This window comes from Curvibacter cyanobacteriorum (genome assembly GCF_028649475.1).
In the GTDB taxonomy this organism is placed as follows: Bacteria; Pseudomonadota; Gammaproteobacteria; order Burkholderiales; family Burkholderiaceae_C; genus Curvibacter; species Curvibacter cyanobacteriorum.
Map to the genome: position 1 here is coordinate 197860 of NZ_JAQSIP010000004.1, position 25707 is coordinate 223566.

At 67.7% G+C, this 25707-nt stretch carries 27 protein-coding genes and 1 pseudogene; 23 read left to right on the forward strand and 5 right to left on the reverse strand.

Translation table 11 applies throughout. From position 1 onward, the window contains the following. Window positions 1–29: 29 nt before the first annotated feature. From glyS to PSQ40_RS10480, 6 genes are all read left to right on the forward strand, one after another. Window positions 30–2150 carry a glycine--tRNA ligase subunit beta gene (gene glyS, locus PSQ40_RS10455; RefSeq protein WP_273951354.1) on the forward strand — a complete coding sequence of 707 codons (2121 nt, stop codon included), beginning with the start codon at window positions 30–32 and terminating at the stop codon, window positions 2148–2150. 25 nt (window positions 2151–2175) lie between these two features. Then, window positions 2176–2748: a D-glycero-beta-D-manno-heptose 1,7-bisphosphate 7-phosphatase gene (gene gmhB, locus PSQ40_RS10460; protein WP_273951355.1), complete on the forward strand. Its 573-nt coding sequence runs from the start codon at window positions 2176–2178 to the stop codon at window positions 2746–2748. Between the two features lie 53 nt (window positions 2749–2801). Then, complete coding sequence (locus tag PSQ40_RS10465; protein ID WP_273951356.1) at window positions 2802–3566, forward strand: lysophospholipid acyltransferase family protein; 765 nt, start codon at window positions 2802–2804, stop codon at window positions 3564–3566. A 266-nt stretch (window positions 3567–3832) separates the two neighbouring features. Then, entirely contained in the window at window positions 3833–4642 is an 810-nt protein-coding gene (locus PSQ40_RS10470) for a M48 family metallopeptidase (RefSeq protein ID WP_409338580.1), read from the forward strand. Between the two features lie 38 nt (window positions 4643–4680). Continuing rightward, a complete protein-coding gene (locus tag PSQ40_RS10475) occupies window positions 4681–5028 on the forward strand; it encodes a CidA/LrgA family protein (protein ID WP_409338586.1) in 348 nt (115 codons plus the stop codon). Beyond that, window positions 5025–5762 carry an LrgB family protein gene (locus PSQ40_RS10480; protein WP_273951359.1) on the forward strand — a complete coding sequence of 246 codons (738 nt, stop codon included), beginning with the start codon at window positions 5025–5027 and terminating at the stop codon, window positions 5760–5762. Before PSQ40_RS10475 ends, PSQ40_RS10480 begins: the two co-directional genes overlap by 4 nt. Before the next feature lie 28 nt (window positions 5763–5790). On the opposite strand, the gene PSQ40_RS10485 is transcribed toward PSQ40_RS10480, so the two are convergent. From PSQ40_RS10485 to PSQ40_RS10500, 4 genes are all read right to left on the reverse strand, one after another. After that, a complete protein-coding gene (locus tag PSQ40_RS10485) occupies window positions 5791–6564 on the reverse strand; it encodes an SDR family oxidoreductase (RefSeq protein ID WP_273951360.1) in 774 nt (257 codons plus the stop codon). A gap of 72 nt (window positions 6565–6636) precedes the next feature. After that, window positions 6637–7599, reverse strand: a complete 963-nt coding sequence (locus tag PSQ40_RS10490; protein ID WP_273951362.1) for an NAD(P)H-dependent flavin oxidoreductase — start codon at window positions 7597–7599, stop codon at window positions 6637–6639. A gap of 74 nt (window positions 7600–7673) precedes the next feature. Beyond that, complete coding sequence (locus tag PSQ40_RS10495) at window positions 7674–8165, reverse strand: DUF6691 family protein (RefSeq protein ID WP_273951363.1); 492 nt, start codon at window positions 8163–8165, stop codon at window positions 7674–7676. A gap of 39 nt (window positions 8166–8204) precedes the next feature. Next, a complete protein-coding gene (locus tag PSQ40_RS10500; protein WP_409338581.1) occupies window positions 8205–8639 on the reverse strand; it encodes a YeeE/YedE family protein in 435 nt (144 codons plus the stop codon). Window positions 8640–8719: 80 nt separating this feature from the next. On the opposite strand from PSQ40_RS10500, the gene PSQ40_RS10505 reads away from it, so the two are divergent. From PSQ40_RS10505 to PSQ40_RS21345, 3 genes and pseudogenes are all read left to right on the forward strand, one after another. After that, window positions 8720–8965 carry a metal-sensitive transcriptional regulator gene (locus tag PSQ40_RS10505; RefSeq protein WP_273951364.1) on the forward strand — a complete coding sequence of 82 codons (246 nt, stop codon included), beginning with the start codon at window positions 8720–8722 and terminating at the stop codon, window positions 8963–8965. 49 nt (window positions 8966–9014) lie between these two features. After that, window positions 9015–9515 (forward strand): annotated as a pseudogene (locus PSQ40_RS21340) (MBL fold metallo-hydrolase); the annotation flags it as partial. Between the two features lie 201 nt (window positions 9516–9716). Further along, window positions 9717–10130, forward strand: coding sequence for a rhodanese-like domain-containing protein (locus PSQ40_RS21345; RefSeq protein ID WP_337961828.1), 414 nt, complete (start codon window positions 9717–9719; stop codon window positions 10128–10130). Window positions 10131–10213: 83 nt separating this feature from the next. On the opposite strand, the gene PSQ40_RS10515 is transcribed toward PSQ40_RS21345, so the two are convergent. Next, window positions 10214–11020 (reverse strand): glycosyltransferase family protein, encoded by an 807-nt coding sequence (locus PSQ40_RS10515; RefSeq protein WP_273951366.1) that lies wholly within the window; start codon window positions 11018–11020, stop codon window positions 10214–10216. Window positions 11021–11120: 100 nt separating this feature from the next. Between PSQ40_RS10515 and PSQ40_RS10520 the strand changes: the two genes are divergently transcribed. The 14 genes from PSQ40_RS10520 (at window position 11121) to PSQ40_RS10585 (ending at window position 25617) form a co-directional block, all read left to right on the forward strand. Further along, the gene (locus PSQ40_RS10520) at window positions 11121–11951 is read left to right on the forward strand and encodes a M90 family metallopeptidase (protein ID WP_273951367.1); all 831 of its coding nucleotides are present in this window, start codon (window positions 11121–11123) and stop codon (window positions 11949–11951) included. A gap of 156 nt (window positions 11952–12107) precedes the next feature. Beyond that, window positions 12108–13835 carry a type II secretion system ATPase GspE gene (gene gspE, locus PSQ40_RS10525; protein WP_273951369.1) on the forward strand — a complete coding sequence of 576 codons (1728 nt, stop codon included), beginning with the start codon at window positions 12108–12110 and terminating at the stop codon, window positions 13833–13835. Continuing rightward, the gene (locus tag PSQ40_RS10530; protein WP_273951370.1) at window positions 13828–15099 is read left to right on the forward strand and encodes a type II secretion system F family protein; all 1272 of its coding nucleotides are present in this window, start codon (window positions 13828–13830) and stop codon (window positions 15097–15099) included. Before gspE ends, PSQ40_RS10530 begins: the two co-directional genes overlap by 8 nt. A 21-nt stretch (window positions 15100–15120) precedes the next feature. Then, window positions 15121–15552, forward strand: a complete 432-nt coding sequence (gspG, locus tag PSQ40_RS10535) for a type II secretion system major pseudopilin GspG (RefSeq protein ID WP_273951371.1) — start codon at window positions 15121–15123, stop codon at window positions 15550–15552. 15 nt (window positions 15553–15567) lie between these two features. Beyond that, entirely contained in the window at window positions 15568–16017 is a 450-nt protein-coding gene (locus PSQ40_RS10540) for a GspH/FimT family pseudopilin (RefSeq protein WP_273951372.1), read from the forward strand. After that, a complete protein-coding gene (locus tag PSQ40_RS10545) occupies window positions 16014–16424 on the forward strand; it encodes a type II secretion system protein (RefSeq protein WP_273951373.1) in 411 nt (136 codons plus the stop codon). The genes PSQ40_RS10540 and PSQ40_RS10545 overlap by 4 nt, the downstream gene beginning before the upstream one ends. Before the next feature lie 2 nt (window positions 16425–16426). Continuing rightward, entirely contained in the window at window positions 16427–17155 is a 729-nt protein-coding gene (locus PSQ40_RS10550; RefSeq protein WP_273951374.1) for a PulJ/GspJ family protein, read from the forward strand. Window positions 17156–17166: 11 nt separating this feature from the next. Beyond that, entirely contained in the window at window positions 17167–18015 is an 849-nt protein-coding gene (locus PSQ40_RS10555) for a general secretion pathway protein GspK (RefSeq protein WP_273951375.1), read from the forward strand. Between the two features lie 35 nt (window positions 18016–18050). Continuing rightward, window positions 18051–19400, forward strand: coding sequence for a PilN domain-containing protein (locus PSQ40_RS10560; protein ID WP_273951376.1), 1350 nt, complete (start codon window positions 18051–18053; stop codon window positions 19398–19400). After that, window positions 19397–19957, forward strand: a complete 561-nt coding sequence (gspM, locus tag PSQ40_RS10565) for a type II secretion system protein GspM (RefSeq protein WP_273951378.1) — start codon at window positions 19397–19399, stop codon at window positions 19955–19957. Before PSQ40_RS10560 ends, gspM begins: the two co-directional genes overlap by 4 nt. Beyond that, entirely contained in the window at window positions 19954–20619 is a 666-nt protein-coding gene (locus PSQ40_RS10570) for a hypothetical protein (RefSeq protein ID WP_273951379.1), read from the forward strand. Before gspM ends, PSQ40_RS10570 begins: the two co-directional genes overlap by 4 nt. A gap of 14 nt (window positions 20620–20633) precedes the next feature. Further along, window positions 20634–23249, forward strand: a complete 2616-nt coding sequence (gspD, locus tag PSQ40_RS10575; protein ID WP_273951380.1) for a type II secretion system secretin GspD — start codon at window positions 20634–20636, stop codon at window positions 23247–23249. A gap of 44 nt (window positions 23250–23293) precedes the next feature. After that, window positions 23294–23719, forward strand: coding sequence for a hypothetical protein (locus PSQ40_RS10580; RefSeq protein WP_273951381.1), 426 nt, complete (start codon window positions 23294–23296; stop codon window positions 23717–23719). 230 nt (window positions 23720–23949) lie between these two features. Beyond that, complete coding sequence (locus PSQ40_RS10585; protein ID WP_273951383.1) at window positions 23950–25617, forward strand: cell surface protein; 1668 nt, start codon at window positions 23950–23952, stop codon at window positions 25615–25617. Window positions 25618–25707: the final 90 nt, after the last annotated feature.

The following is a 25707-nucleotide window of genomic DNA, read 5'->3' on the forward strand; positions in this document are numbered from 1 at the left end:
CGCGCCTGGAAGAAGCGAAAGAACCCGACATGAGCCACCAAAACCTTCTCGTTGAACTGTTTGTTGAAGAACTCCCGCCCAAGGCCCTGAAGAAGCTGGGCGAGTCCTTCGCCAACGTGCTGGCCGAGCAACTCAAGGCCCAGGGCCTGAGCGGTGCCGACAGCGTGGTCACCCCCTTTGCCTCGCCGCGCCGCCTGGCCGCCCACATCACCCAGGTCCTGCCCCAAGCCGCGGACCGGGCCGTGCAGCAAAAGCTCATGCCGGTGAGCGTGGGTCTGGACGCCGCCGGCAACCCCACGCCGGCCCTGCTGAAGAAGCTGGCGGCCCTGGGGGCCGATGCCTCCGCCGTGGCCGGCCTCAAGCGGGCCCCCGACGGCAAGGCCGAAGCGCTGTTCTATGACAGCGTGGTGCCCGGCGCCGCACTGCAGGCCGGCCTGCAAAAAGCGCTCGAAGAGTCGCTGGCCAAGCTGCCGATTCCCAAGGTCATGACCTACCAGCTCGAAACCGACTGCGAGCTGCCGGGCTGGAGCAGCGTCCACTTTGTGCGTCCCGCTCATGGCCTGGTGGCCTTGCACGGCAGCAGCGTGGTGCCGGTCAAGGTGCTGGGGCTGAGCGCAGGCCACACCACCCAGGGCCACCGCTTTGAGGCCGCCCAGCCCGTGGTCACCCTGGCCCACGCCGATGACTACGCCGACACCCTGCGCCGCGATGGCGCTGTGATCGCCAGCTTTGCCGAGCGCCGCGCCGAGATCGCGCGCCAACTGGCCGAGCGCGCGGCCCAGATCGGTGGCGGTGTGCGCCCGATCGAAGACGACGCCCTGCTCGACGAGGTGACCGCCCTGGTGGAGCGTCCCAATGTGCTGGTCTGCGCCTTCGAGACCCAGTTCCTGGACGTGCCGCAAGAGTGCCTGATCCTCACCATGAAGGCCAACCAGAAGTACTTCCCCCTGCTCGACGCGGCCGGCAAGCTGACCCACCAGTTCCTGGTTGTCAGCAACATCCGTCCCGACGACGCCAGTGCGGTGATCGGTGGCAACGAGCGCGTGGTGCGCCCGCGCCTGGCCGATGCCAAGTTCTTCTTTGACCAGGACCGCAAAAAGACCCTGGCCTCGCGCGTCGAGGGCCTGGGCAAGGTGGTCTATCACAACAAGCTGGGCACCCAGGGCGAACGCGTCGAGCGCGTGCGCACGATTGCCCGCGCCATCGCCGCCCAGCTGGGCGACGCCACCCTGGTCGAACAAGCCGATCTGGCCGCCCAGCTGGCCAAGACCGACCTGGTGACCGACATGGTGGGCGAGTTCCCCGAGCTGCAAGGCACCATGGGCCGCTACTACGCGCTCAACGACGGCCTGCCCGAAGCCGTGGCCGACGCCATTGAGGACCACTACAAGCCCCGTTTCGCTGGCGACAGCCTGCCGCGCGGCACCGTGGGCCTGGTGGTGGCCCTGGCCGACAAGCTCGAAACCCTGACCGGCATGTTCGGCATTGGCAACCTGCCCACCGGTGACAAAGACCCGTTTGCCCTGCGCCGCCACGCGCTGGGCGTGGTGCGCATGCTGATCGACCAGCAACTGCCGCTGTCGCTGTCGGCCCTGTTGAGCAGCGCCGTGCCCGCGTTCGGCGACAAGATCACCGACGCCACCCCGGCGCTGGCCGACTTCATCTACGACCGCCTCGCCGGTGGCCTGCGCGAGCAAGGCTTCAGCGCCCAGGAGGTCGACGCCGTGCTGGCGCTGCGCCCGCAGCGCCTGTCCGACGTGGCCCAGCGCCTCGAAGCCGTGCGCGCCTTTGCCGCCCTGCCCGAAGCCGCGGCCCTGGCCGCAGCCAACAAGCGCGTCAGCAACATCCTCAAGAAGGCCGGTGAGGTGGACGCCCACGTCAGCCCGGTGCTGCTCAAGGAGCCCGCCGAGCAGGCGCTGTATGCCGCGCTGCAAGCCACCGTGCCGGGCGCCAACCAGCAGTTCGAGGCCGGTGACTACACCGCCTCGCTGCAGGCTCTGGCAGCGCTGCGTGCACCGGTCGACGCCTTCTTTGACGGCGTGATGGTGAACGCCGAAGAGACGGACCTGCGCCTGAACCGCCAGGGCCTGCTCAAGACCCTGCACGAGGCCATGAACCGCGTGGCCGACCTGGCCCGCCTGGCCAGCTAAGCCTTTCCCCCCTCAGGAGCCCCCCATGAAACTCGTCATTCTTGACCGCGACGGCACGATCAACGAAAGCAGTGACGACTTCGTGAAGAGCCCCGAGGAATGGCTGCCCCTGCCGGGCGTGCTGGAGGCCATTGCCCGCCTCAACCACGGCGGTTTCCAGGTCGTGGTGGTGTCCAACCAGGGCGGGCTGGGGCGGGGTCTGTTCGACATGGCCCAGGTCAATGCCATGCACGCCAAGATGCACAAGCTGCTGGCCGCAGCCGGTGGGCGGGTTGAAGCGGTGTTCTTCTGCCCCCACGGGCCCGACGAGGAATGCCGTTGCCGCATGCCGCTGCCGGGCTTGTTCGAGCAGATTGGTGAACGCTATGGCATCAGCCTGAATGGCGTGCCGATGGCCGGTGACAGCCTGCGCGACCTGCAGGCCGGACACGCGGCCGGGTGCGAGCCCCACCTGGTGCTCACGGGCCTGGGCGCCGAATGGCGCGACCGGCCACTGCCCGACACCTTCCCCCCGGGCACCCGGGTGCATGCCGATGTGGGCGCGTTTGCCGACCACCTGCTGGCCCGCGAGGCGCAGCGCCAGGCCCAGCAGGCCTGAGGGCCCGCCGTGCGCGCCCTGTTTGTTTGAGTTTCCTCTCCGAGAAAGTCCCCATGTCTTTGTTGCGTTCCATCTTGCATGCCCTGTGGATGCTGGTCACCGTCATGCCCTGGGCCCTGATCATGCTGGTGGCCTCGATCTGGCGGCGCGGCAAACCGCTGTGGTGGATGGCGGTGCGCTGGCTGCGCTGGGCCACCGATGGCGCGCGCGTCATCCTGGGCATCCAGGTCAAGGTGATCGGCCGCGAGAACCTGCCCGTGGGCGAGACCGCACCGGCCATCCTGCTGGTCAAGCACCAGTCGACCTTCGAGACCTTCCTGATGCCCACGCTGATGCCGCATCCGCTGGCCTACGTGTTCAAGAAAGAGCTGCTGTACGTGCCGTTTTTCGGCTGGGCCATGGGCCGGCTGGACATGATCCACATCGACCGCAGCCAGCGTGCCCAGGCCTTCAACAAGGTGGTGGCCCAGGGCAAGCGCCTGCTGGCGCAGGGCATCTGGATCATCATGTTCCCGGAAGGCACGCGCATCCCGCGCGGGCAAAAGGGCCAGTACAAGAGCGGCGGCACGCGCCTGGCCATCGAGACCGGGGCGCCTGTGATCCCGGTCGCCGTGACCTCGGCCAAATGCTGGCCGCGCAAGGCCTTCATCAAGCGCCCTGGCGTGGTCGAGGTGTCGATTGGCAAGCCCATTCCCAGCGTGGGCCGCCAGCCCGATGAGCTGATGCGTGAGGTCGAAGCGTGGATCGAGGCCGAGATGCGCCGCCTCGACCCCGAGGCCTATGCCAGCTCGCCGGCGACCCCGTCCAAGCCTGCCTGAAGGTCGGCACCCTGCCTGTTTTCGCCATGCACCGCCTGCTGCAGTTCACGCTCGACCTGTTCGAGCGGGACCGCGCCCCTGCGACCCCGGTGCCGGCCCCGCCCCAGGGGGCGCGACCTCGCCGCTCGACAGGGCCTCGGCCGCCCCGCCGCGCCGCAACGCCATCGATGCCGGCGGCGCCAGAAGATGACCTGTTCGCCGCCCCCACCCCCGATCTGGGGGCCGGGGCAGCGACGTCCAGGCCACCGTCCCCACCTCGCGCCCCGGTGGCGACGAGCCCGGCGGTGCCGTTGGCCGAAGCCGTCGCCCCGGTGGCGTTTCAGCACCCCCAGGCCAACCGGACCTTGCGCTTGCAAGACAGCACCGTGGCCTACCTGTTCAAGCGCGCCCAGCGACGCAGCATTGGCTTTGTGGTGGGGCCCGACGGGCTGGTGGTCAGCGCTCCGCGCTGGGTCACGCTGGTCGAGGTCGATGCGGCCTTGCAAAGCAAGAGCGCCTGGATCCTGCGTAAGCTCGGTGAATCGCGCGAACGCCTGCAGCGCCAGGCTGCCGCCCAGGTGCGCTGGGCGGATGGCGCGGAGCTGCCCTACCTGGGGGAGCCCCTGCGCCTCACGCTGAGCCCCGGTCAGTCGCCCGGCGGCCAGTTGCAAACCCTGACGCCGACCGAGGCGCTGGCCGTGGGCGTGTCCCGGCGCCTGCTGCTGGGCCTGCCGCCGCAGGCGGCTGAAAGCCAGGTGCGCGATGCCGTGCAGGCCTGGCTGATGCGCGAGGCCAAGGCCTTGTTCACCCAGCGCCTGGACCACTTTGCCCCCCAGCTGGGCGTGCAGTGGAAGAAGCTGGCGCTCAGCAACGCGGGCACGCGCTGGGGCAGTGCGCGCATCGATGGCAGCATCCGGCTCAATTGGCGCCTGATCCATTTCAGCCTGCCCGTCATCGACTATGTGGTGGTGCACGAGCTGGCCCACTTGCGGGTGATGGACCACAGCCCGCGCTTTTGGGACACGGTGGCCAGCGTGGTGCCTGACCACGCCCAGCGGCGCCAGCAACTGCGCCAAGTGGGTTTGCCTGAGTGGTGAGGCAGGCAGTGATCCACGGCCTGACCCTCTTGTTTTTGATGCAGCTGCTGGGCGAAGGCCTGGTGTTCTGGCTGGGCTTGCCAATGCCCGGGCCGCTGCTGGGCATGCTGTTGCTGGCCCTGTGGCTGGTCTGGCGGGGGGCAGTGCCTGAGGGCTTGCGCCAGGCCTCCGGGGGGCTGTTGCAACACCTGATGCTGTTGTTCATTCCCGCCGTGACCGGGGTGATGATGCATTTCGGGCGCGTGGCGCATGAATGGCTGCCCTTCCTGGCCGCCTGCCTGGGAGGCGCCGCGGTCACTCTGTTGGTGACGGCCTACACCTTCCGCTGGATGCTGCGGCGCAGTGGGGGCGAGTCGCCCGACCACGGTGGGGAGGACGGGCTGTGAACACCAGCGGTCTGTTTGAGATCTGGGTGTTTTTGGGCCGCTCGCCGCTGCTCTGGCTCGCCCTCACCCTGCTGGCTTACCTTGGGGCGGTGGCGCTGTACCAGCGGTCCGGACACAAGCCCTTTCTGATCCCCGTGCTCACCGCGGTGGCATTCATCATCGCGGTGTTGATGCTCACAGGCACGCCGTACCCCACCTACTTTGATGGCGCCAAGTTCGTTCACTTCCTGATTGGCCCCGCCACGGTGGCGCTGGCTGTGCCTTTGTTCAGCCAGTTTCAGCGCTTGCGCCGCATTTGGCGGCCGGTGCTGGTGGCTTTGCTGGTGGGGTCGCTCACGGCCATGGTGTCGGCGGTGGGCATCGCTTGGGCGTTGGGCGGCACGCGTGAGACCTTGCTGTCCCTGATGCCCAAGTCATCGACCATGCCCATTGCCATGGCCATGGCGGAGCGCTGGGGCGGCCTGCCCTCGTTGGCTGCGGTGGCCGTGGCGGTCACCGGTGTCGGGGGCGCCATCATGGCGCGTCCGCTGCTCAACCTGGCGGGCATCCAGGATCCGGCGGTGCGCGGTTTCACCGTGGGCATCACGGCGCACGCCATCGGTACCGCGCGGGCCCTGCAGGTGCATGAGACGGCTGGCGCCTTCTCGGCCTTGGCCATGGGCCTCAACGGCGTGGCCACGGCCTTGTTGATGCCCCTGGTGATCTGGCTGTGCCGGGGGCTGGGCTGGCTTTGAGCCACGGCCCCGGCGGGGGCTTGCCGCCTCAGCCGCGCGCGTGCGTCACGCCGCCGTCGACCGTCAGCGTCGAGCCGACCACATAGTCACCGGCCCGCGAGGCCAGGAAAATCGCCGCGCCGGCCATGTCTTCGGGCTCGCCAATGCGGTGCGCCGGGATGCGCGCGGACACCGCTTCGCCATGGTCGCGCGCATCGCGGTTCATCTCCGAGGCAAAAGCGCCGGGGGCGATCGCGCTGACCACGATGTTGTCGTCGATCAGGCGCAGCGCCATGCGACGCGTCAGGTGGATCAGGCCCGACTTGCTGGCGGCGTAGGAGTAGGTCTCCAGGGGGTTGACCGAAATGCCGTCGATGGACGCGATGTTGATCACCTTGGCCGGGCACTTGGCCGCGGCCCGGCGCAGTTGCGGCACCAGGGTCTGGGTCAGGAAGAACGGGGCTTTGAGGTTGAGGTCGACCACCTTGTCCCAGCCGTTCTCCGGGAACTCGTCAAACGGGGCCCCCCAGGCGGCGCCCGCGTTGTTGACCAGGATGTCCAGCGAGTCCTCGTGCTGTGCGTAGGCCGCGGCCAGCGCCTGGGCACCGGCCAGCGTGGACACATCCCCCGGCAGCGACACGCAGTGGCCGTGTTGCGACAGTTCGGCTGCGGTCTGATCGCAGGCGGCGGCCTTGCGCGCCGAGATGTAGACGCGTGCGCCCTGGGCGATGAAGCCCTCGGCGATCATGCGGCCAATGCCGCGCGAGCCGCCGGTGATCAGGGCCGTGCGGCCTTGCAGCGAGAAGAGTTTTTGGGTGTCCATGAGCGAGGTCTCCGTTGGTTTTTGAGGTGGTGGGGGAAGGCAAAAGCGGGGCGGCGCGCTGGCCGCGTGGGCTCAGCCAAAGGCGTGGCCCTGGGCCAGGCCACCGAGCCGGGCGGTGATGTCGAAGAAGCCCTGCACGGTGTCGTCGATGATCTGTTGCGCGGTCTTCACGCCCTCGATCAGGCCCACGCTCTGGCCGGCCAGGGCCGGTGCGGCCTCCATGTCGCCGCCGAAATAAACCTGTTGCAGGCCGGCAAAGGTGTCGGGGGGCATCAGGCCGGCTTCGTGGATCTGGCGTGTGCGCTCGGACTTGAGCGCCCGGATGCACGGCGAGGCCTTTTTGTTGAGCACCCAGGTGCCGGTCTCGCTGGCGTTGACGATGGCGTTCTTGTAGTGGGCGTGCACGGGGCTTTCGGCGCAGCAGACAAAGCGGGTGCCCATCTGGATCGCCTCGGCCCCGAGCGCGAAGGCGGCCGCCATGCCGCGCCCGTCGACGATGCCCCCCGCGGCCACCAGGGGCAGGTCGAGTCGGCTGCGGATGCTTTGCAGCAGCACCAGCGTGGAGACTTCTTCGGGGTTCTTGAAGCCGCCGCCTTCGGCACCTTCGACCACCAGGCCGTCGACGCCGGCGTCGGCGCATTTGAGCGCGGTTTCCAGCGTCGGCACCGCGTGGTAGACCGTGATGCCCGCGCTCTTCAGCGGCGCGATGAACTTGGCCGGGCTGCCCGCCGAGGTGGTCACAAAGCGCACCCCGCTGTCGCAGACAAAGCGCAGCATGGCCTCGTCGTGCAGGAAGCGGATGGGCAGATTGACCCCGAACGGCAGGCCCAGCGCCAGCATCTGGCGGATCTCGGCCTGGCAGTTGGCGGTCTCGCCGGACGAGGTTTCAATGATGCCCAGCCCGCCGGCCCGCGACACCGCCGAGGCCAGGGGCGTGCGGGCGATCCAGCCCATGGGGGCCTGAAAAATGGGGAACCTGGCACCCGTGTGGGCAAGGACGCGGTTGCCCGCAAGGGCCGGGGACGAAGCGCTCATGTCGGTGATCCTGAGGGGGAGAACATGGGCTGGCAGCGTAGCGCCGGCCGTCCCCGCTGTCGGTCACCTGCGGGTCAGGCCACCCAGCGTCGTGCCACGGCCATGCCCGCCACCAGCGCGGCAACAAAGGCCAGCGCGTCGAGCCCACCGGTCAGCAGCGACGCCAGTGCGGGACCGGGGCAGTAGCCCGCCAAGCCCCAGCCGACGCCAAACAGCGCGGCGCCGGTGATCAGCTTGCCGTCGAGGTCGCGTCGGGTGGGCAGCTGAAACCGGTCGGCCAGCCAGGGCTTGCGTTGCGGTTGGGCGGCCGTGGGTGGCGTCAGCGCAAAGGCCAGCAGCGTGACCATCAGCGCGCCGCCCATGACAAAGGCCAGGCTGGGGTCCCAGCGTCCTTCGGCGATGGCGCCCAGGTCCAGAAAGCCCATCACCTTGGCGGGCTGGGTCATGCCCGACAGCACCAGGCCAGCCGCAAACAGGGTGCCGGCGCCGAAGGCGCTGAGCCAAACCGCCCAGCGGGCGGGCGGGGTGTGGGGGGAAAGGGAGGCGGTCGGGGTGGGGGTAGGCATGGTGTGATTCCGGTGTGGAGGTGGGAGGGGAGGAGGGGGTCAAGCCAGCCAGCGCATCAGGCCCACGGTGGCAAAGCCGGTGCCCATGAAGGTGGCGGTGGCCACCAGCGAGCGCAGCGAGCGCCGGCCCAGACCGCAGACCCCGTGGCCGCTGGTGCAACCCGAGCCCAGCACCGTGCCAAAACCAACCAAGCCGCCCGCCAGCACCAGCAGGGGCAGGGGGCGCAGCACGGTGGCCGGGGGCTGCCACCACAGGGTGAACAGCGCGCCGCCCAGCACCAGGCCCGCGAGGTAAGCCACCCGCCAGGCCCGGTCGCCGCGCGTGGGGGCCTGGCGGCCCGGCAGCAGGGCCGCCGCGATGCCACTGATGCCGGTGACCCGGCCCAGCGCGGCCAGCAACCACCAACTGGCCAGGCCGATCAGCAAACCCCCGAGGCTGGATTGGAGGTAAGGGTGCAGGGTGTCCATGGGCAATATCCTTTCGTGTTCAGCGGCAAATATACTCCATGGGGTATATTTGCGTGACCGCCCCGTTTTGATTCCCAGGAGTTTCCATGTCGCAATTGGCCGATCCCGCCAAGAAAAAAGCCCTGCAGGCCCGCCTGGCCCGTGTCGAAGGACAGCTGCGCGGTGTGCAGCGTCTGATCGAGGAAGAAGCCGACTGCGAGCAGATTGCCCAGCAATTGGCCGCGGCGCGCAAGGCGCTCGACAAGTCCTTCTTCAACATGGTGGGCTGCATGATCGAGCAGGGCGGCATGCCAGGGGCCCAGGTGGCCGGGATGTTGGCTAAATTCGCCTGATGAACCGGCCCGAGCGGCCGCTGCTTTGATGACTTTGCAAGGACCCGAGATGCACCCCATTCAATTGTTTGACGCCGCTTCCAGCACCTACACCTACCTGCTGCACGACCCGGCCACGCGCGAGGCTGTGATCATTGATCCGGTCGACGAGCAGCTGGAGCGAGACCTTCAGTTGCTGCGCGAGCAGGGCCTGACGCTGCGCTGGATCCTCGAAACCCACGCCCACGCCGACCACATCACCAGCGCCGCGGCGCTGGCCGAGCACACCGGCGCCCACACCGTGGCCCCGGAGGGCTGTGGTGTCGGCACGGCCGCCACGCTGCTGGTCGATGGCCAGACCTTGAGCTTCGGCGGCGAAACCCTGCGCGCCCTGCACACCCCGGGCCACACCGCCGGCAGCATGTGCTACCTGTGGCGCGAGCATGTTTTCACGGGCGACACGCTGCTGATCAATGGCTGTGGCCGCACCGATTTCCAGTCGGGCAGTGCCGAGGCGCTGTACCGCAGCCTGACCGAGGTGCTGTTCCAGCTGCCCGACGCCACCGTGGTCTGGCCGGGCCACGACTACCAGGGCCGCACCCGCTCCAGCATCGGGGTGGAAAAGACCGCCAACGCCCGCATCGCAGGCCGCAGCCAGGCCGAGTTCGTGGCCCTGATGGCCGCGCTGGACCTGCCCAAGCCGCGCCGCATCGACGAAGCCGTGCCGGCCAACCTGCGGTCGGGCCTGCGCCAGGACGCGGGCGCGCAGCCCGTGGGCGAGCCCCTGCCGGCAACGGGTTACGCCGGTGACGTGTCGCCCGCGCTGGCTTGGCAATGGGTGCAGGCCGGCGAGGCGGTGCTGGTGGATGTGCGCACCGAGGCCGAACGCGAATGGGTCGGCCACGTGCCGGGCAGTGTCGGCCTGGCCTGGAAGCAGTGGCCCGGCATGGCCATGAACCCAGCGTTTGACGCTGGCGTGCTGGCCGCTGCCGCCGAGGGGCGCAAGGTGGTGCTGCTGTGCCGAAGCGGTGTGCGCTCGGTGGCGGCGGCGCGGCGGGCCACCGAGTTGGGGGTGGCCGAGGCCTACAACATCCTGGAGGGCTTTGAAGGCGACCCGGACCAGAACGGCCAGCGCGGCCGCAAGGGCGGCTGGCGCTTCCGCGGCCTGCCCTGGCGCCAGGGCTGAGCCCGGGCCAGCGTCAGCGGCCGGGCGACGGCGGGTGACTGGGGCGCTGGCCCACCGCAGTGCGGCGGCCCCTCAGGGAGGCCTCAGCGCCTGGCTTGCTGGCGCAGGTGGCGCTGGTAACGGTACATGGCCGGCGTGGTCCACAGGCGCAGCAGGCTGCGCAGGTGCAGGCTCACATAGCGCCATTCCCGGTGGCTGGTGCGCTGTGCATGGTGCGTCATGTGGGTGTCGGCGCGCGCCAGTTGCCAGCCGGCGGTCTGCAGGCGCAGGCAAAAGTCCACGTCCTCGCAGTACAGGAAATAGCCTTCGTCAAACCCGCCCATCTGGCGCCAGATGTCGCTTTGCAGCACCCAGCAAGCGGCATTGACCCAGTCGCGGCGTGGCACGGGCGGGCGGTGGGTGTAGCGCTTGAGCAGCGCCCAGGGGGTCGGAATCTCGCGCTCGCTGTCCTGCACGGTGCCGTCCAGGTTCAGCAGCCGTGGGTAGGCGCAGCCCACGCCCGGCTGGTCGGCCAGGGTCACCAGGCGCGGCCACAGGTCGGCGGGCAGGTCTTCGAGGTCGGGGTTGATGACCCCGAAATGCCGGCTGCGGCAGTGCTGGAAGGCCTGGTTGTGGTTGTGGCCGAAACCCTGCGGGGTGCGGTTGTGCAGCTCGGTCAGCTCAAAAGGCCAGCCGCCTGGCGGGGTGGGCAGGGGGCGGCTTGGCGCGGGCAGGTTGTGGGTCACGATCAGGTGCTTGAGCACGCCCGCGTGCTGCTGAGCCAACTGCGCCAGCAGGGTGTGCAGGCAGTCGTCATGGCCGTGGCTGACCACCGAGAGGGTCAGGCCCTCGACGACGGTTTTGGTCTTTTGAGGCGCTGCCGCCGCGGCCCCTTCACTCACAAACAACACCTGCTTTCATGGCGCAGGATGTTACCTGCTCGGGGCGCTTGAATTTGGCGCCGTGGGGCGCAGATGCGTTGCACGGGGCATTTGTCGCCCTTTTCACATCATGAATACATGGGCTTTTGGGGCGTTGGTGGGCGTGTCCCTGCTGGGCGCGGCCTGGCTCTGGCTGGCGCCTTGGCGCCAGGCCTGGCAGCGTTGGCGCTGGCGGCGTCAGGCGTTTCCGGCCCACTGGCGGGCGATCCTGCGCGAACAGGTGCCGTTGGTGGCCCGCCTGCCGGCGGACCTGCAGCTGCAACTCAAGCAGCGCATGCTGGTGTTCCTGGCCGAGAAGCCTTTCCTCGCCTGTGACGGTCTGGTGCTGACCGAAGCCATGCGCGTCGTGGTGGCGGCACAGGCCTGCTTGCTGTTGTTGAACCGGCCCGGCGCCGACTTTGAATCGCTGCGCCAGGTCCTGCTGTACCCGGCGCCCTTCTGGGTCGACCGCGTCCGCACTGGGGCGGCGGGGGTGGTGCACGAGCAGCGTCAGGCCCTGTCGGGGGAGTCATGGCAAGCGGGGCAGGTGATACTGTCCTGGGCCGATGTGCAGGCCGGCAGCGCCGATCCCGGCGACGGGCGCAATGTGGTGATCCATGAGTTTGCCCACCAACTGGACCAGGACAACGGACCGGCCAACGGTGTGCCGCGCCTGGGTTCGCGGCGGCGCCAGCGCGAGTGGCAGCAGGTGATGGCCGATGAGCTGGCCGCCCTGCAAGCCCGGGTGGCTGCGGGGTTGCCCGGGCTGCTGGACCCGTATGGGGCCACCGATCCCGCGGAGTTTTGGGCCGTCGCCAGTGAAGCCTTCTTTGAGCAGGGGGAGCGCCTGGCCGCCGAGCGCCCGGCGCTGTACCGCCAACTGAGCCTCTATTACCGGGTCCTGCCACTCAGCTGGCGCTGAGCGTGCCGGGGCAGGTTCACCGTGGCGCGGGGCAGATGGTGCAAAATTGCGCCCTTGTTGTGGGCCCGTGCGGCCGCCTGTGTGGGCGGTCGGACCGGCCTCAGGCGGGTGTTGTTGCCGCCTGGGCCGGGGCCCCTTTGCCTCACTCTCCATCTCATGACCACTGACGCCCCTGTTGCCATCGAGCCTTCGCTGACGAATGCCGTGGAGCGCCCCCGCCTGGGCGAGCTGTTGGTGCAGCAGGGCAAGCTCAGCGCACGCGACATGGAGCGCGCGCTGCAGGCGCAGCAAGAACTGGGCAACATGCTGGGCCGGGTGCTGGTGCAGCTGGGCCTGGTGTCCGAGCTGGACGTGCTGGCCACGCTGTCGCAGCAACTGGGCGTGCCCGTGGCCAGGGCCGATGATTTTCCGGAGGTGCCGCCCGAGGTCGAGGGCCTGTTGCCCGAGTTCCTCGCGGCCAACCAGGTCTACCCACTGCGCCTGGACGTCGACCAGCTGGACGTGGCCATGGCGGTGCCGCAGGACGCGTTTGTGCTCAAGGCCCTGCGCCTGTCGACCGGCCTGAACATCCGCCCCTTCATCAGCCTTGAAAGCGACATCGAGAAGGCCCTGGCCCAGCCGGTGCCGGAGCCGGAAGATGAGCAGGCCGACGGCTTTGAGGACGAGGGCCTGGGCGGCGACTTTGTCGAACACCTGAAGGACCTGGCCAGTGAAGCGCCGGTGATCCGCCTGGTCAACAGCATCATTGGCCGCGTGATCGACCTGCGCGCCTCCGACATCCACCTGGAGCCTTTCGATGACGGTCTGCATGTGCGCTACCGCGTCGACGGCGTGATCCACGCCGGTGAGCTGGTGCCGCCCAAGCACAGTGCGGCGGTGAACTCGCGCGTCAAGCTGCTGGCCCACCTCGACATCGCCGAGCGCCGCCTGCCGCAGGACGGCCGCATCAAGACCCGGGTCAAGGGCCGTGAGCTCGATTTGCGGGTCTCGACCGTGCCCACCGTGCACGGCGAAAGCGTGGTGATGCGGGTGCTGGACCGTGCCAGCGTGCGTTTCAGCCTCGAGAGCATGGGCTTTGCGAGCGACACCCTGAGCCGTTTCAACGCGCTGCTGGCCAAGCCGCACGGCATTTTGCTGGTCACCGGGCCGACCGGCTCGGGCAAGACCACCACGCTGTACGCGGCCCTGTCCAAGCTGGACTCGGCCACACAGAAGATCATCACGGTGGAAGACCCGGTCGAGTACCAGCTCGAAGGCATCAACCAGATCCAGGTGCACCCGCAGATCAACCTGACCTTTGCCAGCGCGCTGCGCTCCATCCTGCGGCAGGACCCGGACATCATCATGATCGGTGAAATGCGCGATGGCGAAACCGCCCAGATCGCGGTGCAGTCGGCGCTGACCGGTCACTTGGTGCTGTCCACGCTGCACACCAACACCGCCGCAGGCGCCGTGATCCGCTTGAAGGACATGGGCGTTGAGGGCTACCTGATCACCTCGTCGGTCAACGGCGTGCTGGCCCAGCGCCTGGTGCGCACCCTGTGCAAGCACTGCAAGGCGCCCGAGGTCCCGTCGGCCGAGTTGCTGGCCACGGCCGGTCTGCACCGCTTCTGCGCGCCAGGGCAGCCCCTCTACAAGGCGGTGGGCTGTGACCACTGCCGCGGTTCGGGCTACCAGGGCCGCACCGGCATCCATGAACTGCTGGTGCTCGACGAGCCGATGCGCCGCGCCATCGTGGCCGGCGAGGACGCCAGCCGTCTGCACGCGCTGGCCATCCAGTCGGGCATGCTGACCCTGCACGATGACGGCCTGCGCAAGGTGGTGGCAGGCGTCACCAGCCTGGATGAATTGCTGCGCGTGACGGAGGACCAGGGCGATGCCTGAGTTCATCTGGCGTGCCGCCGACGCCGCCGGCAAGGCCCAGGAGGGCCGGCTGGAGGCCGCCTCTGCGGCCGCGGTGCAAAAACAACTGCGTGCACGCGGCCTGACGCCGCTGAGCATCCGCGCCCCCGGCGCCGACGACGGCGCTGCGCCGGCCCCGACCGAGTCGGCTGGCGCGGCGGCCCTGGCGGGCCTGGTGGCCGCGCCGGGCAAGCAGCGCCTGGGCCGCGGCCCGGTCAATCAGGCCGACATCCTGTTGCTGACCTCGGAGTTGTCCATCATGTTGCGCGCCGGGCTGGCGCTGGACAACGCCCTGCGCGTGCTGATCGGCATGAGCCACAAGCCCTCGGTGGCCGAACTGACCCAGCGCACGCTCGAAGACGTCAAGGGCGGCACTCCATTCAGCAAGGCGCTGGCCAAGAACCGCAACCTGTTCGGCGACTTCTACATCAACATGATCCGCTCGGGCGAGGTCAGCGGCCAGTTGACCTCGGTCATGGAGCGCCTGGTCGAGCACATGGAGCGCCTGCGCGCGCTGCGCGAAAGCGTGGTCTCGGCCACCATCTACCCGGCCATTCTGCTGGGGGTGGCGGTGCTGTCGCTGGTGGCCATGCTGGGTTTTGTGGTGCCGCAATTCGAGAAACTGTTCACCGACATGGGCGATGCCCTGCCCATGCCCACCCGCCTGGTGATGGGCCTGGGCCAGGCCTTCACCCGCTACGGTGTGTTCATGGCGCTCGGGGCCGCGCTGCTGGTCTGGGGCCTGCGCCGCTGGCTGACGTCGCCCAAGGGGCAGCAGTGGTGGCAGGTCACGGTGCTGCGCCTGCCTCTGCTGGGCCGCCTGATGCTGAAGTACCAGTTGACCCTGTTTTCGCGTTCGCTGGGCACCTTGCTGGGCAATGGGGTGCCCCTGCTCACGGCCTTGCACATCGCCACCGACACGGTCACCAACACGGTGTTGCGTCAGGCCCTGGCCAGCGTCGGGCCAAACGTCAAAGAGGGCGGCAAGATGGTCGATGCGATCTCGGCCACCCGTATTTTTGAACCTCTTGCCATCAACTTGATCAGAGTGGGTGAAGAGACGGGCCGCATCGGCCCCATGATGCTGGAGTTGGCCAACATCCTGAACCGGGATGTGGAAGTCGGCATCAAACGGAGCCTGACCCTCGTGGAGCCGCTCCTGATCATCGTTCTGGGGTTGATGATCGCGTCGATCATCGTCTCCATCTTGTTGGGCATCCTGTCCATCAATGACCTTGCATCTTGATTTTTTACTGAAGGATTCATCATGGTGAGCATTCGCCAAAGCCGTCGTCAACGTGCCAGCCGGGGTTTCACCCTGATCGAACTGCTGGTGGTGCTGGCGATCCTGACCCTGCTGGCCGGCCTGGTGGGCCCGCGCGTGCTCAACCAGTTGGGGGGCGCCAAGTCCAAGACCGCCGGCGTGCAGATCGCCGACCTCGAAAAATCGCTCGACCTGTTCAAGCTGGACGTGGGCCGCTTCCCCACCGCCGAGGAAGGCCTGGACGCCCTGGTCACCAAGCCGGCGTCGGTCACGGGCTGGAACGGCCCCTACCTCAAGGGCGGCGTGCCCACCGACCCCTGGGGCAAGCCCTATAAGTACGCCCTGGCGGGCGGCAATGTGGAGCTGATCTCCTTCGGCGCCGACGGTGCCGCCGGTGGTGAGGGCGAAAACGCCGACATCCGCAACGCCAAGTAAGCAAGGGCGGCGGGCGTGCAGGCGCAGCGTGGCTTCACGCTGATTGAGTTGCTGGTGGTGTTCTCCATCGCCGCCCTGTTGGTCGGCGTGGTGCCCTTCGCCTTCTCGCGCATGCAGGAGTCCGCCCAATACCGCGATGTGCTGCGCGCCATGCTGTCCGACCTGCGCCAGGCGCGTCAGCAGGCGCGGGTGCAGGGGCGCGAGGTGCGCTTTCGGCTCGATCTGCCCGGTCGCCGTTTTGGGCTGGATGGCCAAAATGCACGCGACATCCCCGAGCCCCTGCAGGTGCGGGCCACGGTGGCGGGCATCGAGATGTCCGGCAACCAGGTGGCGGCCATTCGCTTCATGCCCGAGGGCGGTGCCACCGGTGGCAGCGTCGACGTGTTCCGCCCGTCGGGGCAGGGTACGCGGGTGCGGGTCGACTGGTTGTCCGGCCAGATCAGCACCGAGCCGATCCGCCCATGAGCGGCCTCTCCGTCCAGCGCAGCCAGGGCTTCTCCTTGCTGGAGTTGCTGGTGGCCATCGCCATCATGGGCATGGCCATGGGCTTGTTGTACCGCGCCAGTGGCGGTTCGGCCCGCAGCGTGGGGCAGGCCGAGGCCAGCCAGCGGGCGGGCATCGTGCTGGAATCCCTGCTGTCGGCGCGCGATGCGGTGCCCGAAACCGGGGTCAACGAGAGCGGCCGCACGGCCGGTTTCGAGTGGGCCGTGCGCTCCGAACCCTGGGCCCAGGGCGCCGACCTCGATCCGCGCGCGGTGCCTTTGCACCGGGTCTTCATGACCGTGCGCTGGCTCGACGGCGAACGCTGGCGGCAACTGGAGGCGGTCACCCTGCTGCCTCAGCGCCGGGCCGTGGTGCCAGGGGGAAGCTGATGATGCGCCGTGGTTTGTGGCTCTCCTGCCGACCTGGCCTCGCCCGGGGGCGGGGGGCTGGGCGCGGCTTCACTTTGCTGGAGCTGTTGGTGGTCATGTCGCTGATGTCCCTGGTCATGCTGGCCATGACCTCGGCCCTGCGCACCATGGCCCAGACCGAAGAACGGGTGGACGCCCGCGTCGCCCGCGCCGATGACTTGCGCTCCAGCCTTGATTTTCTGCGCGGCGCTTTGGGTCGGGTGGCCATGCGCAAGGTGCCGATGCAAGGCGGTGTGCAGGGCAGTCCCTATTTGTTCCAGGGCGGCGGGGATGCCTTGGTGTGGGTGGGCATCATGCCGGCGCGCTTTGGCGCGGGCGGGCGTTATGTGTTCCGCCTGGGACCGGAGTCGATGCCCCAGGGCCAGATGTTGACCCTGCGCTTCGCGCCCTGGAACCCGATGGCGGGTTTTCCGGATTGGGCCCTGACGGACATGCGTCCGCTGGTCCAGGGGCTGACGGGCTTCTCTATTCAATATGAGGACCTGCGCCGCGCCCCAGGGCAGTGGCAGCCCGACTGGCTGTTGCGCGCCGACTCGCCCTCGGACCGGGTCAATCAGTTCCCGGGCCGCGTGCGCCTGCTGGTGCAGACCCAACAAGGGCCGTGGCCCGAGGTGATCATCCCCTTGCGGGTGCTGAGCTCGTCGAGCAGCAGCCTGGGTGGGTTCACCGTCGGTGGTGGGGGGCAGGATTGAGCGCCCGTCGCATGCCCGCCGCCCGGCCCCGCGCGCAAGGCATGGCGCTGATCGCCGTGCTGTGGATCGTGGCCGCGCTGAGCCTGGTGGTCACCGGCCTGGTCAAGACCGCGCGCGATGAGATTCGCCAGGTGTCGGCCAACCAGCGCGCGCTGAGCAGCGACGCCCTCGGCCTCGCTGCCATCAACCAGGTGCTGCAGCAGATCCAGGTCAAGCCGACCGCCGTGACCGGGCTGACCATGGTGCCGGTGCAGTTTGCCGGTGTGCCGATCCAGGTCCAGGTGATCCCGCTGACGGGCCTGATCAACCTCAACAGCGCGCCAGCGGGCCTGCTGAACCGCCTGTTCACGGTGGCCGGCGGGTTGGCCGCGGGGCCGGCCGAGGCCCTGACCAACCAGGTCATGGCTCAGCGCCAGGCGCGCGATGGGGCCGGGGCCACGGTGGGTTTCGATGCCCCTGAGGACCTGCTTCAGCTGCCAGGGGTCGGTTATGAGCTCTATGCTAGACTCGCTCCCCTTGTGGTGGCGGACCGCCGTACGACGGGCGGGGTCAACCCCTTGGCGGCCCCGGTGGGGGTGCTCAAGGTGCTGGCCGGGGGCGATGAGGCCATGGCCTTGCAGATCGATGCCGCCCGGCGCACACCGGGTGCTGGCGTGGACACCAGCCGCTTCGATGGGGGCTGGCTGGACCAGACCATTGGCAACCGTTTTTGGCTGATTGCGCGTGTTCCCCAGGCCGATGGCGGCTGGTTGCTCAGCCTGCGCGGGGTTGATGTGGCCGCTGGCAGCCGCGATGGCCTGCCTTGGCAAATCTTTGCGGCGCGTCGTTGGCTGGAGCCTGCGGCGTCGGCGCCTCTGTAAAACCCAAGTCCCACTGTCTACCCCCTCTATTTCTGATGGCACTGAACTCTCAAGATTTGCGACTGTTCGGCCTGGACCTGCGCAAGGCCGGTTCCGAGCTGCGTCGCCTGTGGCAGGGGGCAGCACAGCATCCGCTGCTGGCCTGGCTGACGCCCGCGCTGCCAGTGCACCTGGTGCGTGCCGATGGCAGCGAGTGGTTGTGGCTCGACGGCCAGGCCGCCACACCCTGGCAGCCCTCGCCGCGCAAGGCCTTTTTGGCGCGCCTGTTGCCCCATGACAAATACCTGGCGCGCACCCTGACCTTGCCCGCCTTGGGCGAGGCGGAGCTGAGTTCGGCGCTGGCGCTGGAAGCCCAAACCAGCAGCCCCTTCGCGACTTCAGACCTGGTGTGGGGTTATGGGGTGCAGGGGCGTGGCGAACAGGGGCTGCGGATTTTGCTGGTGATGGCCTCGCGCCGTCAGGTGTCGGCCTTCCTGGCCGCCTCGAGTGGCAGCGCCGATGAGACCGCCCAAGAACTGTGGGTGCTGGAGGGCGAAGAAGCCCTGCAGGCCCGTGAGGCGACCGCCCCGCCACGTGGCCAGCCGATCGTCTTGCAAGGGTACGGCGAAGCCGCCCGCCGTCAGCGCATGGCGCTGGGCCGGACATTGCGCGTCAGCTTGCTGGGCCTGGCCCTGGTGGGGGTGGCCGCGCTGGCCGTCACCCCGTCGGCTCAGTTGCGCCTGCGCGCGCTCGATGCGCTGGCCCAATTCAAAGAAGTGCAGTCCCGCACCGTGCCCTTCTTGCGCCAGCGCGAGGCTTTGGTGCAGTCGGCAGAGCAGTTGAACAACCTCGGTGAACTGCTGCGCGAACGGGTGGAGCCCTTGCGCACCTTGGACCTGCTGACCCAGGCCATGCCTGACGATGCCTCTTTGCTGTCTTTGCAGGTGCAAGGCAACAAGATCACCCTGATCGGCCTGGCCCCCAACTCAGCCTTGCTGATGCAAAAGCTGGGGGCCGAACCGCTGTTCAAGGACGTCAAGGCACCCACCGCCGCGGTCAAGGCCCTGGGGGCCACCAAGGAAAGTTTCACCATCGAGCTGACGCTCGACGCCAAGGCCATGCGCGCCAACGACCCCGTGCCGCCGCCCCCGGTGGTGAGCGCAGCGACGCCCGCTGCGGGCACCGCCACCACGGCGCCGGCGCCTGCCACACCCTCGGGGGGCACGGCCACGACGGCGGCCCCGGCCGCCACACCGGCGCCTGCGCCTGCGCCGGTCGCTCCGGTGGCCGCCGCGCCCGTGGCGGCGCCCGCACCGGCGCCGGTGGCGCCACCGCCCCCCCCGCCACCGCCACCGGCCGCACCGGCGGGGGCGTCCCCCTTCACGGTCGGCGGAGGTGTCCGATGAGTCAGGTATTGCGCACCGCGCGTGACCGTTCTGTGCTGGTTCTGTTGGGTTTGCTGTTGCTGGCCCCGGTGCTGGCGTTGGCGGCCTATGTGGCCTACAAACACCAATGGGCCAGCGAGCAAATGGCCCAACTCGAGCCGCGTTACGCCCGCTTGCTGGGGCTGGAGCAGCAGCGTGACAAGTTGCAGACCCTGGCTCAGCAGTCAGCGGCGCTGGTGGCTCAGTACGCCTACCCCGAATCGCAAGAGGCCACCCAGGCCGGCAATGACGCGCAGCGCCGTGTCCGCGATGTGTTTGCTAAGGCGCGCCTGGAGGTCATGAGCAGCCAGGTGCTGCCGGCCAAGCAGGAAAAGCAGTTCGACCGCATCCCGGTGGTGGTCCGTTACGAAGGGCAACTGACCGCCCTGCAAAGCGCTTTTGTGGCGCTGGCGGCCGACCCGGGCCCCGCCATCCTGGTCGAGGGGTTCACCGCACAGACCATTGGGGTGGTCAAGGCCGAAACGCCGCAGATGCTGGGTGGCCAGATCAACCTTTACGTGCTGAGGGTGCACCCATGAACCTTCGACTTTTCTTGACCCGTCAGGGCACCTGGTTGCTGCTGGGCCTCAATGCCTTGCTGGCCCTGGGTGGGCTGGTGCTGTGGGTGGACGCCGACGGCCACTGGCGCCATGTGAGCTGGTCGGCACCAGCGGCCCAGCCGATGGCGCTGGCCGAGATCAACTTGCCCCGGGGCTCGGTTGGCGGCGACGTCGACGTGGGGCGATTCGTGGCCGTGTTGGACCGCCCCCTGTTCTCGCCCAGCCGCCGGCCCCCGCCACCCCCTCCGCCGCCAGCGCCGCCGCCACCGGTGGACCCGCTGGCTAACATCCAGCTGTTCGGGGTGTACGGAGGCAAGACCGGGGGGGGCATCGTGGCCCGCATCGACGGCAAGGTGCAGCGGGTGGCGGTGCAGTCCCAGGTCGGCGAATGGGTCGTGAAGTCCGTTGTCGGGCGCGAAGTGACCTTTGCCCGTGGGGACGAGACCCGCACCCTGACCCTGGTGCATGCAGTGGCGGCCCGCGCGGTGGCCCCGGCGGCGGCGGCGGCGCAGCCGACCGAGGCCGTCAATCCCGGCGGCGCAGCCCTGGGTGCCCAACAGAAAATGCAGGAAGAAGCGCGAGCCCGCGAAGCCGCGCGACTGGACATCTTGCGCCGAGCCGGCCTGACGCCGCTCAAATAGTGAGTGATTTCGATATGAACAAACACAGTTTGGCTTTGACGCTCGTGGCCCTGGCCACCCTTCAGGTCTGTGCGCAGGCGCAAACCGCCGGTGCCCCATCGCCGTTCTCGGTGGGGGGCAGCACCGTGGCCGCCCCGGCCCCGCGTCCCGCGGTGGTCAAGCCCGTGGTCGTGTCACCTGGGGTGGCCACCCCCACCACCCCCTCGGTCACCGCCACCGTGGCGCCTGCGCCGGCCCCGGCTCCGGCCGCTGCCATCCCGGTGTCGGCGCCGGCAGCCCCTGATGCGCCGGCTTCGGCCTCGGTGGTGGCCGCACCCGAGCCGGCGGCTCCAGCGGCCGCCGCTGCCCCGGTCGAGGTGGCCCCGGCCGCTGCCGCCGTGGCGCCCGTGGCCCCGGCTCCGGTCGGGACCCGAGGCCCCGTGACGGCCCCGGTGGCCTCGGGCACCAAGATCGCCGCCGAAGCCCCGGTGCAGGCCGAGCCGCGCATCATCGTCGGCAATGACCGCGTGATCGCGGCGCCCAAGCCCTTCCCGGCCATTGAGGGCGCCGCCATGGCCTTCAAGTTCGAAGAGGCCCCGATCTCCGAAGTGATCCATGTGGTCATGAAGGACGTGGTCAAGGCCGACTATGTGTTGCACGGCCAGGTGGCGGGCACGGTGACCCTGTCAACCCAGACCGATGTGTCGCCCGACCACGCGGTCTTGCTGCTGGAAAGCGCCTTGCAGGCCAATGGCCTGTCGATGATCCGCGACAGCCGCGGTACCTTCCACATCGGTCGTCCCGACGCCCTGCGCGGCATCTTCCCGACCATCCGCCAGGTGGTCGCCAAGTCGCCCTTGCCCCCGGGCAGTGGTGCCATCATCGTGCCGCTGCAGTACATCGGCGCCAACGAGATGGCCTCCATCCTGCGCCCGATGCTGCCGCCCGACGCCCTGGTGCGGGTCGACAGTGTGCGCAACCTGCTCGTGCTGGCGGGTAACCGCACCCAGGCCGAGGGTTGGCTCGATGTGGTCAGCACCTTCGACGTGAACCTGCTCAAGGGCATGTCGGTGGGGGTGTTCCCGCTCAAGTACGCAACCATCAAGGAAGTCGAGATGGCGTTGCGGCTGATGTCGGGCAGCGCCGGCGCTGCCGCCGCCAACGCAGCGCCAGGGGCGGCCGGTGTCGCGGCCGGGGTGGCGGGCAATGCCCCGGGGGCCAGTTCGGCGGCCACGGGTGGTTTGTCGGGCAGTGCGTCCTCCTCGGGCTCGTCGGTGGCGCTGTCGGAGAGCTTCCCCCTGTTTGGCGCGGTGCGCATCATGCCCATCGAGCGCATGAACAGCATCCTGGTGGTGACGCCTCGCGTGGCCTACCTTGAAGAGGCGCGCCTGTGGATCGAGCGCCTGGACAAGCCCAGCAGCAACAGCGGCGAATCGCAGTTGTTTGTCTACCCGGTGCAGAACGGCTCGGCCAAGCACCTCGCGTCGGTGATCGGTGGCCTGTTCGGTGGCTCGAGCACCACGGGTAACTCGAACTCGGGGGTGGCGCCCTCGCTGGGCTCGAGCAGCCAAAGTTCGGGCTTGGGTTCGTCCTCCAGTGGCGCGGGCCTGACCCTCGGCACCAACCTGAACCGGACGGCCAACACCAACCAGACCACCCCGGTCAGCGCGGTCACCCTGGCCCCGGGGCTGCGCATGATCGCGGACGACATCAACAACGCCGTGCTGGTGTATGGCAACCGCAACGACTTCATGAAGATCGAGGCGGCCCTGAAGCGCCTGGACGTGCCGCCCACCCAGGTGCTGATTGAGGCCACCATCATTGAAGTCACCTTGGGCGACTCGCTTCAATATGGGCTGCAGGGCATGTTCAGTGGCAAGGGTGTCAACGGCGGCACCGGCACCGGGGTGCTGAGCACAGCCACCGACGGCAGCCTGTCCAGCGCGGTGCAGGGTTTCTCCTACACCTTGAAGAACTCGGCGGGCAACATCCAGGGCGTTTTGAGTGCCTTGGCCAGCAAATCCCTGCTGAAAGTGATTTCCAGCCCGTCTCTGATGGTGCTGGACAACCACACCGCCAACATCACCGTGGGCACCCAGCAGCCAGTGCAGACCGCGTCGACCATCATCACTGGTGGCGCCGTCAGCAACAGCATCCAATACAAGGACACGGGGGTGAACCTCACGGTCACACCGTCGGTCAATGCGGGCAACATGGTGACCATGGACCTGGTGCAGTCGGTGTCTGACGTGGGCGCCAAGGTGGACTCAGCCACAGGCCAGTTCCCTTTTAATCAGCGTCAGATCACCAGCAAGCTGGCGGTCCGCTCGGGCGAATACATCGTCATGGGGGGCTTGATCCGGGACAACAACTCGAGCGGCAGCTCGGGCCTGCCGCTGTTGAGTTCGATTCCCGTGGTGGGTGGTTTGTTTGGAACTCGCACGTCGACCCAGAATCGGACCGAACTGCTGGTGGTCCTGACCCCGCGGGTGGTTCGCTCCGACCAAGAGGTCCGGGACGTCAGCGAAGAGTTGCGTGACCGCATGAAGGGGTTCACGGGTTTCGAGGCCTTGTCGATCTTGCCGTCTGCCAAGGCGGGGACCCACCCGGCCCTGGTCAATGAGGCGGGCAAAGCCAAGGCAAGTCCTTGATTTGAACGACGAAGTTGTTTTTTATCGTTTAGGAGTGATGTGTGATGTGGGATCAAAAATGGACCCGTCGGGTCAGTGGTCTGGCGCTGGGGTTGACGGTGCTGCTGCTGGGCGCCTGTTCCAGTGTCCCGAACCAGAAGCCCGAAGAGGTGGTGCGCCAGCGCGCTGAGCAGCGTTGGTCTTACCTGATCAAGGGCGCCAGCCAGTGGCCCAAGGCCTACGAGTTGGTGGAGCCGTCGTACCGGGCGGTCAATGACTTTGACAGCTGGGCCCTGAACTTCGCTAATAAAGTACGCTGGAAGAGCGCCGAAGTCTTGTCGGTCAAATGCGAGGCGGAAAAATGCGCGGTCAAGCTCCTGGTCACCGTTTATTTGCCGCTGTCGCGTCGTGCCAACGACACGATCAGCACCAGTGTTGATGAAACTTGGTTGCTGGCGCAGGGCCAGTGGTACTATCACCAACAGCCCTGAAAGGGCAGCGTTTGCTGGGTCCGCTTGGCTTCGGTTGGGCGTCCTGATCATGAGGAGGGGTGACCAACCATGGTTTGAAGAACTTGTTCACATTGGGCCTGTTGCTTTTTTTCTACATAAAATCACATCAGGTTTGTCTGTCGTTCATCCTCGCAACGCCTGTGCTAACATCCTCTAGCGTAATCAATCTTGGTAGTTGCGCTTACCAACTTTTTTAAATGGAGTCTTTAATGAGAAAAAGTATTCTCTCTGCAAGCATTGCTGCCATGATTGGTGGCCTCGGCTTCGCTGGTGCTGCATCCGCCGCTGTGTTCAGCAACGGTAACACCACTGGTGACATCCAACTCGCCGCCAGCGGCGTGGGTGACATCCTGATCGTTCCTTACTTCACGGCTCAAGGCACCAACGCCACGCTGCTGAACATCACCAACACCGACACCACCAACGGCAAGGCCGTGAAGGTGCGTTTCCGCGGTGCATCGAACTCTGACGACATTTTTGACTTCCAGCTGTACCTGTCGCCTGGCGACGTGTGGGCTGCCAAGATCAGCAAGGACGCCACCACGGGTCTGAGCAAGCTGGAAACGGCTGACAACTCGTGCACGCTGCCCGCTGGCATCGGCAAGACCACCACGAACTTCGTGACTGGCCGTCTGAACACCAAGCTGACGGGCGACGCCCTGGCTGCTGAAACCCGCGAAGGCTACGTCGAAATTCTGACGATGGCTGACGTGCGTCAAACTGGTTTCGCTGACCAAGCCACTGGCTCGCCGCTGGCAACCCCCGCGACCAACCCGTTGTTCACTGCCATCAAGCACGTGTCCGGCGTTGCACCTTGCACCTCCGCTACCCTGGGCCTGCTGATCAATGATCCGGTTCGCGTTGCCTACGGCGCCACTGCCAACAACTCGTCGTCCACTGTCAACGGCTACTCGGCCAACGCGCTGGGTCTGACCTACCCCACTGGCAAGCTGATGGCTAACTACACCATCATCGACGTCGTCAACACTGCTACCTTCAGCGGTGAAGCTGTTGCTCTGCGTGCCTCGCAAGGTGGTAACCTGGTGTTCTTCCCGCAAACCGCTACCGGTTTCGCAGGCACCCGCGTCACCAGCGCTACCGACACTTTGGGTAACGCTGCCACCATCGTTGACGTGACCGCTGACCCGCTGTTCCGTGCTGACTCGTTCCTGGCCAACGGCACCAGCACCATCAGCACCGCCGTTGTTACTCCTGGTAACTACGACCTGCCCGACCTGTCGACCCCCTACGCTAAGGCCCCGACCGTGACCGCTACCGGTACCGACTCGATCGCCCAAGCTAAGGCGCTGACCGCTGCTCTGGCTGTTCAATCGATCACCAACGAGTACCTGACCACCACCAGCATCGCTGCTTCGACCGACTGGGTCTTCTCGATGCCTACCCGTCGTTACGCCGTGGTGTACAACTACGCTTCGACCGCCACCGATGGCCGTCTGTTCTCGCTGGGCTGGAACAACGGCGGCGCGTACTTCACGCCGAGCAACACCGCAGTGGCCACCAACGGCTACCAAATCTGCGTGGCTGCCACCAGCGTGACCCCGTACGACCGTGAAGAAACGACCCCGACCGCTGCCGCTCCTGGCTTCGTCGTGTCGCCGAGCTCGGTTGCTGCTGCCGCTACCCTGCGCTTCTGCGGTGAAGCTTCGGTTCTGAGCGTGAACGCTCCGACCACTTCGTTCGCTGCCACCCCGACCCTGAAGTCGACCGTGACCCGTCAAGACATCTCCGTCACGACCGGCAACGAAGGCTGGCTGACCATCAACACCACCAACGGTGGTCTGGGTCTGCCGGTTGTGGGCAAGGCCTATGTCAAGTCGGGCGGCTTCGCTGCCAACTGGGCACACCGTACCAACTAATCACTGGTACCCGAAGCAAGGCCCGCAAGGGCTTTGCGACGACAAAGGCGGGAAGCAATTCCCGCCTTTTTTCATGATGCTTTACATTCT